General features: G+C 61.1%; 12 protein-coding genes and 3 pseudogenes. 12 read left to right on the top strand and 3 right to left on the bottom strand.

Translation table 11 applies throughout. The features are described from left to right. A pseudogene (locus KM295_RS13760) lies at window positions 1–206 on the bottom strand (IS1595-like element ISHti5 family transposase); the annotation flags it as partial. A gap of 41 nt (window positions 207–247) precedes the next feature. Here KM295_RS13760 and KM295_RS13755 point away from each other — a divergent pair. After that, the gene (locus tag KM295_RS13755) at window positions 248–1330 is read left to right on the top strand and encodes an IS630 family transposase (RefSeq protein WP_256030540.1); all 1083 of its coding nucleotides are present in this window, start codon (window positions 248–250) and stop codon (window positions 1328–1330) included. Between the two features lie 18 nt (window positions 1331–1348). On the opposite strand, the pseudogene KM295_RS13750 reads toward KM295_RS13755, so the two are convergent. Next, a pseudogene (locus KM295_RS13750) lies at window positions 1349–1681 on the bottom strand (transposase); the annotation flags it as partial. A 235-nt stretch (window positions 1682–1916) separates the two neighbouring features. On the opposite strand from KM295_RS13750, the gene KM295_RS13745 reads away from it, so the two are divergent. The 3 genes and pseudogenes from KM295_RS13745 to KM295_RS13735 form a co-directional block, all read left to right on the top strand. Next, a complete protein-coding gene (locus KM295_RS13745; protein WP_256030538.1) occupies window positions 1917–2240 on the top strand; it encodes a HalOD1 output domain-containing protein in 324 nt (107 codons plus the stop codon). 6 nt (window positions 2241–2246) lie between these two features. Further along, a complete protein-coding gene (locus KM295_RS17160) occupies window positions 2247–2636 on the top strand; it encodes a response regulator (RefSeq protein WP_418904809.1) in 390 nt (129 codons plus the stop codon). After that, a pseudogene (locus KM295_RS13735) lies at window positions 2564–2833 on the top strand (ISNCY family transposase); the annotation flags it as partial. The gene KM295_RS17160 and the pseudogene KM295_RS13735, both read left to right, overlap by 73 nt. Window positions 2834–2973: 140 nt before the next feature. On the opposite strand, the gene KM295_RS13730 reads toward KM295_RS13735, so the two are convergent. Next, on the bottom strand, window positions 2974–3156 hold the full coding sequence (locus KM295_RS13730; protein WP_256030537.1) for a hypothetical protein: 183 nt from the start codon (window positions 3154–3156) through the stop codon (window positions 2974–2976). Window positions 3157–3319: 163 nt separating this feature from the next. Between KM295_RS13730 and KM295_RS13725 the strand changes: the two genes are divergently transcribed. The 8 genes from KM295_RS13725 (at window position 3320) to KM295_RS13690 (ending at window position 13091) form a co-directional block, all read left to right on the top strand. After that, window positions 3320–4449, top strand: a protein-coding gene (locus KM295_RS13725; protein WP_256030536.1) for an IS630 family transposase whose coding sequence is annotated in 2 segments (ribosomal slippage) — window positions 3320–3752 and window positions 3752–4449 — 1131 coding nt in all. Because the reading frame shifts where the segments join, the coding sequence is not laid out codon by codon here. Window positions 4450–4838: 389 nt separating this feature from the next. Further along, the gene (locus KM295_RS13720) at window positions 4839–5339 is read left to right on the top strand and encodes an Lrp/AsnC family transcriptional regulator (protein ID WP_256030535.1); all 501 of its coding nucleotides are present in this window, start codon (window positions 4839–4841) and stop codon (window positions 5337–5339) included. A gap of 408 nt (window positions 5340–5747) precedes the next feature. Beyond that, window positions 5748–7235: a proton-conducting transporter transmembrane domain-containing protein gene (locus KM295_RS13715; RefSeq protein ID WP_256030534.1), complete on the top strand. Its 1488-nt coding sequence runs from the start codon at window positions 5748–5750 to the stop codon at window positions 7233–7235. Beyond that, entirely contained in the window at window positions 7225–9672 is a 2448-nt protein-coding gene (locus KM295_RS13710) for a DUF2309 domain-containing protein (RefSeq protein ID WP_256030533.1), read from the top strand. Before KM295_RS13715 ends, KM295_RS13710 begins: the two co-directional genes overlap by 11 nt. A 137-nt stretch (window positions 9673–9809) precedes the next feature. Further along, window positions 9810–11135, top strand: a complete 1326-nt coding sequence (locus tag KM295_RS13705) for a D-aminoacyl-tRNA deacylase (protein WP_256030532.1) — start codon at window positions 9810–9812, stop codon at window positions 11133–11135. Between the two features lie 125 nt (window positions 11136–11260). After that, window positions 11261–12412 (top strand): cell division protein FtsZ, encoded by a 1152-nt coding sequence (gene ftsZ, locus KM295_RS13700; protein ID WP_256030531.1) that lies wholly within the window; start codon window positions 11261–11263, stop codon window positions 12410–12412. A gap of 65 nt (window positions 12413–12477) precedes the next feature. Continuing rightward, the gene (locus KM295_RS13695; RefSeq protein ID WP_256030530.1) at window positions 12478–12651 is read left to right on the top strand and encodes a protein translocase SEC61 complex subunit gamma; all 174 of its coding nucleotides are present in this window, start codon (window positions 12478–12480) and stop codon (window positions 12649–12651) included. Next, a complete protein-coding gene (locus tag KM295_RS13690; RefSeq protein WP_256030529.1) occupies window positions 12651–13091 on the top strand; it encodes a transcription elongation factor Spt5 in 441 nt (146 codons plus the stop codon). Before KM295_RS13695 ends, KM295_RS13690 begins: the two co-directional genes overlap by 1 nt. The last annotated feature ends 121 nt before the right edge of the window (window positions 13092–13212 follow it).

Below are 13212 nucleotides of genomic sequence, written 5' to 3'. Positions count from 1 at the left end.
TCGTCCGTCGGAGCGACGGACGAGTGTCACGACTGGCGGTTTGTCTGACTCGAAGGTTCCGCGTCCCTTTTTTTGAGCCCACGATCACGTGGGTCATCTTGGTCGAGACCTTTCTCACCAGCCACGACGTAGACCTCGTCAGCTTCGCAAACACCGGTGAGATCAAACTCTGGATCGTCGTCGAGAGCGTCTTGGACTTCATGTAATGAGTACGAAAACTTTTGTTAGTTAAGCTTGATAATGAGTAATGGAGCGCTCACGTCGAAAGGAGATTGAGCATCACTTGACTGAGGAAGAAATCGATGAACTGCTACGTGAGGCCGAAGACGATCACCACGTCCGCCGTCTTGGGTTTTTGAAGAATCTCTACAAGGGCGACTCAATTCCGGAGGCCGCCGACCGCGAAGGTCGGTCGGCCGCCACCGGTGGTCGCTGGGCGGATGCTTGGAACGAGGACGGCTTAGAAGGGCTGATGCCGAGTTTCGGGGGCGGCCGGCCCCCGAAACTCGACGAGGATGAGCAAGACGAGCTGGTGGAAATGCTTCGTGACGGCCAACCGTGGAAATCACAGGAGATTCAGCATCTTCTTCAGGAGGAATTTGGCGTTTCCTACAGCCCAAACTACCTCGGTACCTTCCTTCGGGAACTCGGTCTCTCGTACGCGAAACCACGACCAAAGCGTCCACATCGGCCAGAGAACCCTGATGAAATCCTCGAAGAGCGCGTCGACGACGCGCTCGACGAGGACGACCAGCCACACAACAAACGTGAGGGAGAAGAGGAAGAAGGGTGGATTGTTGAGGATAATATTTGCACTGATGGCGGTACCGTCCTCGGGTTTTTTGATGCATCGAAGCCACAGCCGTACGATAATTCGCGGCGTGTTTGGTACGTTGACGACCCCCACATCGAACGGGAGTTAGTCAAGACACACGATTCTGCGGTCGGATTCTACGCCCTCAACGGTGAGAGTCTGGTAACGTTCACTGAAAACGAAGAGAAAGAGCAGATTTGCGGGGTATTAGAGAAGATCCGCGAGCAGAATCCCGGCAAGCGGATTCTGCTCGTCTTGGACAAGCACGGTTCACATAGATGTGAATACACGCGCAAGCGTGCGCATCAACTCGGGATTGACCTGATTTTCATTCCATCAAGCTCACCGCACCTGAACCCAATCGAGCAAGTTTGGAAGTATCTCAAATGGACGATGGCACCAATCGTCGTTGAGAGCGAAGCGGAATTCAAAGACCTCGTTCAGGAAACTTTCGAGAAAATAACGAAACGCGTCAGCTTCGCAAAGAAGTGGTGCGAACAGTTCCTTGACTTTTAAATGTTATCTTAATCATTAGACGAAGTCCAAGACCGTCTTGTATGTTCGGTCTAGTTCCCGAGTTATCTCTGCTGTCTTGTCCTCTTCCATCCCTCGAATGATATGGAACATTTCCGGGAGTGAAAGCTTATGCTCGGAAAATATGGTCTCGGTAAGATCACTGAAAATGCTGTCACAGTTGTGACAGCGATAGCGTTGAGCGTCCTTTCTCGTCGTCCCCTTCTTGATCGTGTCCGCACTCTCGCAGTGCGGACACGTCACCTCCTCTGGCCATCGCTGCTCACGGAGATACTCCAGGCAATCCTCCTTGTCAGGCAGAAAAACCTCGTCCACGCTCTCTCTGCTGACCATCTTGGAGCCAGTTACGAACTCCACTTACAAAGTATTCACTGCTACAGATGAGCGTATCAGGATACAACGGAACCGTGAACTGTCTCGGTATCATAGTTTGGGATACTTGGACTGTTCCGCCCGTATGGACCCTGAAAACAGTTTCCGGATATCACACCTTTTGATATAGGTATTTATTTGCCGCACCAATATAGGATGGTATAACAAGTAATATCGCAGAATATGTGCTGATTGTATGGCGAAAGGCTCCCCGCATCAAGAGACTGCATCTAAAGGGTGGAGTACAGACTCTCAAATCGTACGCGAATTCGACAGACCTGTTCGTGTGTCGGATGCGGTTATTGAGACACTTACAAAAGCTATCGAAGATTGGTCGGAATTGAGTAAGTTTCCGCCGGTTGCCGAATTCGTGGATGCAGACAACTTGGATGGCTTGTTCAAAACTCGTGCAGTCGACGACACCAGCCACATACCCTCTGTGGAGTTTCTTTTTCAGGACGCACTTGTGACGGTAATGTACGGAGCAACAGTTCGCGTCATCGTCGAACAAGATACTTGAGGGCAGATGTGCTCTTCTAGCACCGTTCTGGTTGTCGAGGACGAAGAGAATCTTGCAGACTTGTTTGGAATTTGGCTGCGGGAGCGGTTTGAGGTTCATGTGGCCTATTCAGGAGAAGATGCACTGGAAATCGTTGCTGAGGAATCTATCGATATCATCCTCCTAGATCGTCGAATGCCGGGGCTCTCCGGTAAAGAGGTGCTGCGGTCGATTCGTGAAAGTGATGATGCGCAGCAAGTAATCATGGTGACCGCCGTTCAACCAACGGAGGAACTGGCCTCTATCGATGTAAGAGAATTCAAAATGGGAAGCGGAGAACGCACCATCATACTGCTGAGTTCGTATACGTCCCGAGCGAGAGCGATGATGCTGATGGGGAATACGCAGTGTTCGTGACGAACCGAGATGGTGTTGAGACAAGTGAGATTAAACCTGTCTGTAATCGATATCGGCGACGATGGGACATTGAGGGCCAATACAAGTCGATTAAGCATTTCTTGCCGAGAACATCGTCGAAGGATTACCGCATAAGACTCATCAAGTTCGCATTAGCAGCATTAATCTATAACCTCTGGAGACTCACCGACTATCTAGCAGTACTTCCGAGGTTTAATCACCAAAATCGGGGGTTAGCTACCACAGATTACCGTAAAATATAAAAATTGTACCGTAACTTGTATTGTCAGTCCATCATCCAACAGAAGAATTTCTCGCCCGCCCCACTCAACCTGGGTTACTCTGCCAGCTGATCGGCGAGGATCTGTGCCAATTGGGCTTCGTCTCGTTCAAGTGCGATCGTCGACGCGGTCTCCACCGCGTCGGCGATGCTGTCGCAGTCGTATTCGGCCATCACAGTGACCAATTGCTCGAACACTTCGTCAGAAACGGTGAGACTGGTGTATCCGTCTGGTGGCATCACTCCTATATTACGGTAATATCTGATAAAATTATGGTACACTACTGGTCTCAGCCACCGCTAAACCTCGGAAGTACTGCTAGTGCGGCTTCAGCCCTGAACTGCTAGCTTTATCTACTTAGAGGGCGTCTATAAGGTATTCAGAAATTCTCTGAAGCACCCTATGCCACGAACACAACAGTACTCTGTCGATCTGTCTGCCGATGAACGAGCGGAACTCAACGCGATGCTTTCGGCTGGCACGTACAAAACGCGGGAGCTTACGCGGGCGCGGTGTCTCTTGCACGCCGATGACGGCTTGACTGACCCACAGGTCAGTGAAGCCGTCGGCTGTCATCCCGGAACGGTCGGACGCATCCGCAAACGCTACACCGAGGACGGCCTCGCGGCGATCACTCGCCGCAAGGCCGACCGAATCTACGAGCGCAAACTCGACGGACGCGAAGAAGCACACCTCATCGCGTTAGCGTGCAGCGATCCACCAGAAGGACGCTCTCGCTGGTCGCTCCACCTTCTTGCAGACCACTTCGTTGCCCTCTCCGAGATCGACGTTGAGTCGATCTCTCACGAAACCGTGCGACAGATCCTAAAAAAACACAACTGCACCCACACCGATCCAAATCCTGGGTAATTACGCCGGAGAACAGCGCTGCTTTCGTCTGTAAGATGGAGGACGTTCTCGATCTCTACCACGAACCCTACGACGAAACGCGTCCGGTCGTCTGTTTTGACGAGTCCAACAAGGAACTGCACAAGGAAGTCCGCGACCCGCTCCCGGCCCGTCCGGGAGCGGTCGCTCGGTACGACTACACCTACGAACGGAATAGTACACGCAACCTCTTCGTGATGAGCGAACCGCTGATTGGCTGGCGACACGTCGAAGTAACCGAGAGACGGCGCAAACAGGAATTCGTCGCTCAGATGCAGTCGCTGGTAGATGATCACTACCCGGATGCGGACTGCATCCGGGTGGTGATGGACAATCTGAACACGCATCAACGGTACGCCTTCAACGAGCATCTCCCACCAGAAGAGGCTCGTCGCTTACTCAGCAAGCTTGAGTTTCACTTCACGCCAGAACACGGTAGTTGGCTGAACATGGCCGAGATTGAGTTCAGCTCCTTGTGGACGGAGTGTCTTAACCGGCGCATTCCCGACGCAGCGACCCTCCGTGCGGAGGTCGCTGCGTGGGAACGAACACGGAACGAAGAGGATTCAGCTATCGACTGGCAGTTCACGACAGACGACGCCCGAATCAAACTCCGCCAGCTATATCCAGCAAATCAGGATTGAAGCCGCACTAGTCAAGATCGCAATTGACGAAGATATTCGTTCACCACCGGTGGTGACCGCGAAAACTTTCGTACGAGCACTCGGGAACTTTCTGAGAGACATTGGATAAAACGAGATTCTGAAGTCCGAGGTTGCACCATTCCTCGTGAGCGACAGCTCTGACCAGTTCACCTAATTTTCACCCAAAGTTCGCATCTTATTGTCGCTTATTTTACTAATTTTTCTGATAGAATCCAGGCTAATTTAATTTTATTGATGAGAACTTGGATAATTCTATAGAAGGGCAGAGTCATTTGTAGATTTAAGAGTCTACAAAAAATGTGGAAACAAACCCGACGGAACAGCCGCACGACGTACAGAATAAAGTGCTCGTAGACGGACGTACGGATATGAGTGACGTGGATATAGACGACGTGGACAGAGCCATTCTGTACGCGTTACAGGAGGACGCCCGGAACATGTCGTCGGGGGATATCGCGGAGCGAACCGAGACCTCCGACAGCACCGTCCGAAAGCGCATCCGGCGTCTCGAATCGGACGAAGTGATCAAAGGCTACAGTGCCGAGGTGGATTATCAGCGATCGGGCTATCCCCTCCGGATGTTGCTGTTCTGTACCGCATCGATCCCCGAACGCGGCGACCGCATTCCGGAGATACTGGCCATAGACGGCGTCGTCTCGGTACAGGAACTGGTCACCGGCGACCGGAACCTCCTCGTGACGGCTATCGGCGAGACGGACGAGGACATCACCCCGGTCGCCCAGGAGCTCCTCGAGATGGGGTTGACGGTGGCCGACGAGGTACTCGTTCGAAGCCACGAGACGACTCCCTTCGAACAGTTCGGTCCCGGGACGGATCCGGAGAACGGCGACAGTCATAGTAGTCGGTAGAACTGTTTACACACCACTCACAGCCGGATGGCCAGCGACAGCCACGCTGGCCGGACACTCGCGAGTGGATCTGCACTGACTTCTACCGACTACTATGGCTGAAACGCGGCGCGTTCGGCATCCACGCCCACACGGGGGAGGCAGACACCGGTCCCGTGCCCCCGTCTCGTCGCCGAGTAGAACGGTTCCCGAGCGGGTAGCGCGCCGCAACAGCAAACCGGCCGACGAGATCCCGGATCGGCCGAGCATCTCCGAAACCATAATGTTCTATAATCATCATTTATCGAACAGTACGGTAATATAGACAGATTTAATAGTTAATCTGTTCGTATATACCTTAGCAACGACCGATACCGTGATTGTTGGGGTGTAGCCCATATCGGTGATCGGTCGTAAACGGAGCAAACGATGGAAAACCGAACACGGACCACGACGGTTGGACAGCTTCCGACGCCGGAGAGCGGGACGTCGCGCGTACCGACGGTGCTGACCAAGGTCGTGTGGCTCCTGTGGGCCCTGAGTTGCGGCGCGCTCGCAGTCCGGCTTCGGACCGGCGACGGCTGGGAGATCGCCGGGCTCGCGAACGTGGACGGACTGACAGTCGTAATGTGGGTAACGGTCGCGTTCTTCAGCGGTATCGTCCACAGCTATTCGCGGCGCTACATGGCCGGCCGTCCGACGATCGACCGGTTCTTCGGCGGCGTGTTCGCGTTCACGCTGGTCGTGATGGTACTGGTCGCGGCCGACAGTTTCCTGCTGTTCGGGGCCGCCTGGCTCGCGATGGGGCTCGTGATGGCCGATCTCATCGGTCACGTCGAGGGCTGGACGCAGGCGCAGGCGGCCGCCTCGATCGCGCGGCGGTACTTCCTTGCGAGCAGCGCGTCGCTCGCGGTCGCGCTCGCGACACTCTGGTGGCACACCGGAGCGACGACGGTCTCCGGCGTCGCCTCGGCCGTCGAAACGCCGTCCTCGACAGTAGTGCTTTTCGCCGCCGGCGCGCTCCTGTTGGCGGCGATGGTCCAGTCGGCACTGCTCCCGTTTCATACGTGGTTGCTCTCGTCGATGACGGCCCCCACGCCGGCCTCGGCGCTGATGCACGCCGGCTTCGTCAACGCTGGCGGGGTGTTACTGGCGCGCTTTGCGCCGGTCGTCACCGTCGATAGCGGGTTCATGCTCCTGATCGTGCTCGTCGGGGCGGCGAGCGCGCTGGGAGGAAAGCTCCTGAAGACGGTCCAGACGGACGTCAAGGGCACGCTCGGGTGCTCGACGGTCGGACAGATGGGGTTCATGATCATGCAGGCCGGTCTGGGGTTCTTCGGGGCCGCTATCACCCACCTCGTCCTGCACGGTTTCTACAAGGCCTACCAGTTCCTCGCGTCGGGCAGCCGGGTCGCCCACAAGAGCCCCGCGAACGCGAAACCGACCGGCTCGATTGGGGCCGCAGGCGTCGCCGTCATCGCCGTCACCGCGCTCGCGGCTGGGGGGCTTTTCGCCGCGCTTACCGGCAAGGGGACGGGGCTGGATAGCGGCCTCCTGCTCGCGCTTTTGGTCGTACTGACGGTCCTACACGCTGCCCGCGAGATCGTCACGCGCGCCGCCTTGCCGGCCGCGGTTCGGTACGGAGCCGTCCCGCTCGTCGCCCTGCCGGCTCTGGCCGTCTACGCCGCCGTCTACCGTGTGATCGACGGGCTGTTGGCCGGACTGCCCGCGGTCGGCCAGTCGGCAGCGCTGACGCCGGCTCACGGTCTCGTCGCCGTCGCGTTCCTCGTGGCGTATCTCGCGATCGAGCGTGGCGTCTACGAGCGTAGTCACCGTCTGTACGTGGCGTTACTGAACGCGACACGGCCCCCCACGGAGACGCTTTTGACCTCGACGGAGGAATACGATGAGTACTGAATCGACGATCGAGGCGGGTATCGAAGCAGCAGCCGAGGCGGTCGGGGCCGTCTGGCCGCTGCACTCGTTCGTGACGGCGAACCCGCTGGCCGGCTTCGAGGACCGGCCGTTCCACGAGGCCGTCACGGACGCCGGACGCGTGGTCGGTGGCGACGGCTATCCAAGCGCCGACCTGTTCCGTCGGGCGTGGGAATCGGGCCGGATCGACCCCGAGATGCTACGGAGTCGGCTGGCCGAGAACGGTTACGATGCCGACCCGGAGGCGTCCCTCGACCGTATGGCTGCCACGGGAGCGACCGCCGAGCGGGAGACGACGGCCGGAACCGACCGGGTCGATGCGGTCCTGACGAAGTGGCTGGCGGCCTTCCTCGATCAGGGGAAGGCGGAGTGGCCCATGCCGAACCGCGAGCAGGGGTTCTACGGGGCCTTCCGTACCGTCGCTCCCCACGACGACGACCTCCCGAACGGCGAGACGCTCGCGGCCCTTCCGGACGATCCCATCGAGGCGATCCGAAACCGTCTCGAGGGGTATCCGGTCGGCCGGTGGTCGGACATCTTCGAGTTCCATCTGACGGCGCTCCCCGGGTGGACGGGGTTGCTCAAACAGCGCGCCGCCGACGGCGACGCCTGGCAGTCGGCGTACCCGATCACGCTGTCGGGGTATCTGGCGGTCCGCCTGGCGGTGACAGACCTGTTCGACGCCCCCCTCGTTCCGGCCGAAGCGCCCGAAATCGAGGAACGCGACGCCGGGACGGACGGACAACGCCTCCCGCTCGCCGAGGTCTGGCTGGCCGCCTGGGAAGCGACGTACCGGACGGGGCTGGTCGAATCGCTTACCGGGGCGGGTGCGGCGAGAGGAAAAACCCACAGCGGGGACCGCCCGGACGCCCAGCTGGTCTTCTGTATCGACACGCGCTCGGAGATCGTTCGCCGCCACATCGAGGCGGCAGGTAACTACGAGACCCACGGCTACGCCGGCTTCTTCGGCGTCCCGATGCGCTACGCCGGGTACGACTCGGACGTGACGGTGGACGCCTGCCCGCCGATCCTCGACGCACGGCACCGTATCACGGACCGTCCGACGGCGGGGGGCGATCGCCGGGACGAATACGACCGCTGGCACAGCGGGCTCGAAGCCGGGAAGACGGCCCTCAAGAGCCTCAAATCGAACGCTGCGACCGCGTTCAGCTTCGTCGAGAGTACCGGCGTGGGGTACGGGGCGGCGTTGATCGCCCGGACGCTGTTCCCGGCACGGGTCTCGGGCCTCCTCGACACCGTCGGCGAACGCGTTCCCGACGAGCACGAGTTCTGTGAGCCGTCGCTCGACCACGACCCGGACGCCGACGCGGCCCACAAACTCGATGAGGGTCTCACCCACGAGGAGAAAGTCGAGTACGCCGCGACGGCTTTCGAGGTGATGGGGTGGGAGACGTTCGCCCGCATCGTCGTCTTCACCGGACACGCCAGCCGGACAGCGAACAACCCCTTCGGTTCCAGCCTCGACTGTGGCGCCTGCGCCGGCAACCCCGGCGGGCCGAGCGCCCGCGTCCTGGCGGCCATCTGTAACGACGACGCGGTCAGGACGGAACTCCGAAATCGCGGGATCGACGTTCCGGACGACACCGTCTTCGTCGCCGCCGAACACAACACGACGACCGACGAGGTGGAGCTGTACGCCGGAGCCATCCCCGAGACACACGAGCCCGACATCGAAAGGCTCCGTGCCGATCTCGAAACCGCACGCGAAGGCGCGGCCGCCGAGCGTGCCGGCGATATGGGCGCCGACACCGCCTCGGGTGTCCGTGAGACCCGCCGCCGCGCCGCCGACTGGGCGGAGACGCGTCCGGAGTGGGGACTGGCCGGGAACGCCGGGTTCGTCGTCGGCCGCCGTGCGCTGACCGAGGGACTCGATCTGGACGGACGGGCGTTCCTGCACTCCTACGACTGGACGACGGATCCGGACGGCGACGCGCTCGAGGCGATCCTGACCGGGCCGATGGTCGTCACCCAGTGGATCAACGCCCAGTACTACTTCGCGACGGTCGACAACGCGGCCTACGGGAGCGGCTCGAAAGTGACACACAACCCAGTCGGGAACGTCGGCGTCTACCAGGGGAACGGGGGGGACCTGATGACGGGACTCCCGATACAATCGGTGATGGGTGCCGACGGCGAGCCGTATCACCAGCCGCTCCGCCTCTCGACGGTTATCGAGGCACCGATCGATACCGTGACCGGGGTCCTGTCGGAACACGGTGAATTGATCGAGCTCCTGGACAACGGCTGGCTCTCTTTGACCGTCGTCGACCCACAACAGAAACACCGTGCGTTCCACTACGACGGCGATCCGAGCTGGACGCCGGTTCCGGATCGGACGGCGACCGGTTCGGAGGCGTCTCCCGAAAAGCCGGTCGCATCCGGAGTCGCCGACGACTGACCGGGACGTTCGGGTGTGAAAAACCGAGGAGGCCGATACGCGGCGCAACGCCGCCGTAGGGCGCAGTCCCCGGCGTACCGGCAGCGAGATCGGCCCGATTGCGCATCGCCTTTGTTCGCCCGTCCCCCAGAGAGGGTATGCTCGCAGTCGTCGTCTCTCGTGCGGACGAGGCATCGGAACGGATCGGGAACCACCTCCTCGGGACAGCCGAATGGACCGAACACGAGGACGAACGCCGGGCCGACGCCGAGGGCGGCGGAACCTACTACCGGACCGAGGGGATCGAACTCCGGACGTTCGAGGACCTCCATCTGCATCTCGACGGCGCGGCGGCGGCGTTCGAGGAGCCCGACCTGCTCGTTTTCGCCTCCAGACACGCCGGGGAGACGGGGCCGTTGCTCACTGCCCACGCGACCGGGAACTTCGGGCCGGCCGAACACGGCGGCAGAGCGGGCTCGCTCGCCCGCGCCGCGCCGAACGCGCTGTCGGTCCTCAGGGGAGCGCTGGAAACGCACGCACCGTCGGGATACGAGACCGGCATCGAGTGTACCCACCACGGCCCCTCGACGGTCGGGTGTCCGTCGCTTTTCGTCGAACTGGGCAGCGGCGAACCGCAGTGGCGAGACGACGACGGAGCCGAAGCCGTCGCACGGGCTATCCTCGAACTCCGGGGCGTCGCCGCCCACACCCAGCGGACAGTCGTGGGGTTCGGGGGCGGCCACTACGCCCCGAAGTTCGACCGCGTACTCGCCGAAACGGACTGGGGGGTCGGCCACATCGCCGCCGACTGGGGGCTCGAGGCGATGGGCGACCCGCGGGATTCGAAGGCTCTCATCGCGAAGGCCTTCCAGGCCAGCGGGACGGAGTTCGCGCTGCTCGAGGGCGCGTATCCGGGCGTGGCGTCGGTCATCGACGAACTCGGTTTCGAGACGGTCTCCGAGACGTTCCTCCGGGAGACGACCGGCGTCCCCCTCGAGTTGGTCGAACGCACAGAGCGGGCGCTGTGTCCGATCGGGGAGGGGCTCCGGTTCGGCACCGCGGCCGAGGGATACGACGGGAACGTCGCCGTCGAAACGCTCCCGGAGGCGTTGCTCGAGGAGGCGAACGGAATCGACCGGGAAGCCGTCCTCGCTACCGTCTCGGCGACAGCGGTCGCCTACGGGACGACCGACAACGGATCGCGGGTCGCAAGAGAGGTCGCACTCGAGGGATCGGCGGCGTATCGGTCGATCGTCGAGGGGCTGGCGTCGGTGCTGGAATCGAAATACGACACCGTCGAACGGCAGACGGATGCGGTCATCGCCCGGCGCGAGGCGTTCGACCCGGAACTGGCCGAGGCGGCCGGCGTCGAATCGGGCCCCGATTTCGGCCGGCTCGCCTCCGGCGAACCGATCGAGGTCGACGGCGAGCGGATCGAACCGGACGAGGTCCGGAGCGCGCGCGAGCGACGGTTCCCGGTCTGAGACGTATTTGATATCGTTCTATTCGGTTTATTCGGGCTGGATCGCCCTGTCAGCGGGGCGTGAGTGCGACACCCGTCAGACGCTGGGGAAAGATACTTTATCAGCGTGCGCGACAACAGCCACTAATGGACTCGATTATCGAGGACGCTATCGACGAGGCCGAAGAGGAGACACCGGCCGAGGAGTCGGCGTCCGTCAAGAGCGCCGACACGTCCGACACCGAGGTGAAGGGATCGGGATTGATGACCGACGAGGAGCTGTCCAGCGTCGTCGAGGACCTCGAGACGAAGATCACGGTCGTCGGCTGTGGCGGGGCCGGTGGTAACACCGTCACCCGGATGTCACGGACCGGAATCCACGGCGCGAAGCTGGTCGCGGCCAACACCGACGCCCAGCACCTCGACGAGGAGGTCGAAGCGGACGAGAAGATCCTCATCGGTCGACAGCGGACCGGCGGCCGCGGCGCCGGCTCCGTCCCGAAGATCGGCGAGGAGGCCGCCCAGGAGAACCTCGAGGCGATCAACACGTCGATCGACGACTCCGATATGGTGTTCGTCACCGCCGGGCTCGGCGGTGGGACCGGAACCGGCTCGGCCCCCGTCGTCGCCCAGGCCGCCCAGGATCAGGGGGCGCTCACGATCGCGATCGTCACGATCCCCTTTACCTCCGAGGGGAAGCTGCGCCGTGCCAACGCCGACGCCGGCCTCGAGCGGCTCCGGGCGGTCGCAGACACCGTTATCGTGATCCCGAACGACCGACTCTTGGATTACGCGCCGAACATGCCGATGCAGGACGCGTTCAAGATCTGCGACCGGATCCTCATGCGGTCGGTCAAGGGGATGACCGAACTGATCACCAAGCCCGGGCTGGTCAACGTCGACTTCGCGGACGTCAAGACGATCATGGAGAACGGCGGCGTCGCCATGATCGGGCTGGGCGAATCCGACTCCGAGAACAAAGCCCAGGATTCGATCCGGTCGGCGCTGCGCTCGCCGCTTCTCGACGTCGAGTTCGACGGCGCACAGAGCGCGCTGGTCAACGTCATCGGCGGCCCGGACATGTCGATGGAGGAAGCCGAGGGCGTCGTCGAGGAGATCTACGACCGGATCGACCCCGACGCACGCATCATCTGGGGCGCCTCGGTCGACCCCGAGTTCGACGGCAAGATGGAGACGATGATCGTCGTCACCGGCGTCGAGAGCCCGCAGATATACGGCAAAAACGAGGCCGAACAGGAGCGGTCGATCACGGGCGACGACATCGATTACGTCGAGTAACGGGAGTCCGGACGGCTGCCGGCCGGATCAACAGGTAAAAAACCCCTGAGGCGGAACGGTAGCGTATGAATACGCCGACCGATCTCACGTCGTACATCCGCGTGCTGAAGCTCGCGAGTACGCCGACGTGGGACGAGTTCTCGAAAGTCGCGGCGATCGCGGGGCTCGGTATCCTGCTCGTCGGCTTCATCGGGTTCGTCATCTTCGCGATCATGACGTTCATCCCGGGAGGTCCCTGATGTCGATCTACGCCGTCAAGACGACCGCGAGCCAAGAGCGGACCGTCGCCGACATGCTCATCACCCGCGAGGAGCCGGAGATACACGCCGCCCTCGCGCCGGACTCGCTCACGAGCTACGTCATGGTCGAGGCCGACGGGACCGCGGCGATCGACCGGGCGCTGGAGGACATCCCTCACGCGCGGAGTCTCGTCTCCGATCGCCCCTCGCCGTTCAGCGAGATCGAACACTTCCTCAGCCCGAAACCGGACGTCGAGGGCATCGCGGAGGGCGACATCGTCGAGTTGATCGCGGGGCCGTTCAAGGGCGAGAAGGCACAGGTCCAGCGCATCGACGAGGGGAAAGACCAGGTCACAGTCGAGCTATACGAGGCGACCGTCCCGATCCCGGTCACCGTCCGCGGGGATCAGATCCGCGTCCTCGACTCCGAGGAGCGATAGGCCCGACGACCGCGAGGGGAACGAACGCGTCGTCCGCGTTTTTTGTAGTTCACTAGACCGCATCCCGAAGGGATCCGACCGTCTCACCGGTACGGCGGAGAAGAGAGGAAGGGACAACAGA

It is taken from the genome of Natronomonas aquatica, from assembly GCF_024449025.1.
Classification (GTDB): Archaea; Halobacteriota; Halobacteria; order Halobacteriales; family Haloarculaceae; genus Natronomonas; species Natronomonas aquatica.
This window is presented reverse-complemented; position numbering and strand designations above follow the sequence as displayed.

What these genes read in the sequence shown, in the direction of transcription:
- ftsZ (WP_256030531.1), top strand. Translation starts at nt 11,261, where the DNA reads ATGGACTCGATTATCGAGGACGCTATCGACGAGGCCGAAGAGGAGACA.
- KM295_RS17160 (WP_418904809.1), top strand. Translation starts at nt 2,247, where the DNA reads ATGTGCTCTTCTAGCACCGTTCTGGTTGTCGAGGACGAAGAGAATCTT.
- KM295_RS13730 (WP_256030537.1), bottom strand. Translation starts at nt 3,156, where the DNA reads ATGCCACCAGACGGATACACCAGTCTCACCGTTTCTGACGAAGTGTTC.
- KM295_RS13745 (WP_256030538.1), top strand. Translation starts at nt 1,917, where the DNA reads ATGGCGAAAGGCTCCCCGCATCAAGAGACTGCATCTAAAGGGTGGAGT.
- KM295_RS13695 (WP_256030530.1), top strand. Translation starts at nt 12,478, where the DNA reads ATGAATACGCCGACCGATCTCACGTCGTACATCCGCGTGCTGAAGCTC.
- KM295_RS13715 (WP_256030534.1), top strand. Translation starts at nt 5,748, where the DNA reads ATGGAAAACCGAACACGGACCACGACGGTTGGACAGCTTCCGACGCCG.
- KM295_RS13720 (WP_256030535.1), top strand. Translation starts at nt 4,839, where the DNA reads ATGAGTGACGTGGATATAGACGACGTGGACAGAGCCATTCTGTACGCG.
- KM295_RS13690 (WP_256030529.1), top strand. Translation starts at nt 12,651, where the DNA reads ATGTCGATCTACGCCGTCAAGACGACCGCGAGCCAAGAGCGGACCGTC.
- KM295_RS13710 (WP_256030533.1), top strand. Translation starts at nt 7,225, where the DNA reads ATGAGTACTGAATCGACGATCGAGGCGGGTATCGAAGCAGCAGCCGAG.
- KM295_RS13755 (WP_256030540.1), top strand. Translation starts at nt 248, where the DNA reads ATGGAGCGCTCACGTCGAAAGGAGATTGAGCATCACTTGACTGAGGAA.
- KM295_RS13705 (WP_256030532.1), top strand. Translation starts at nt 9,810, where the DNA reads ATGCTCGCAGTCGTCGTCTCTCGTGCGGACGAGGCATCGGAACGGATC.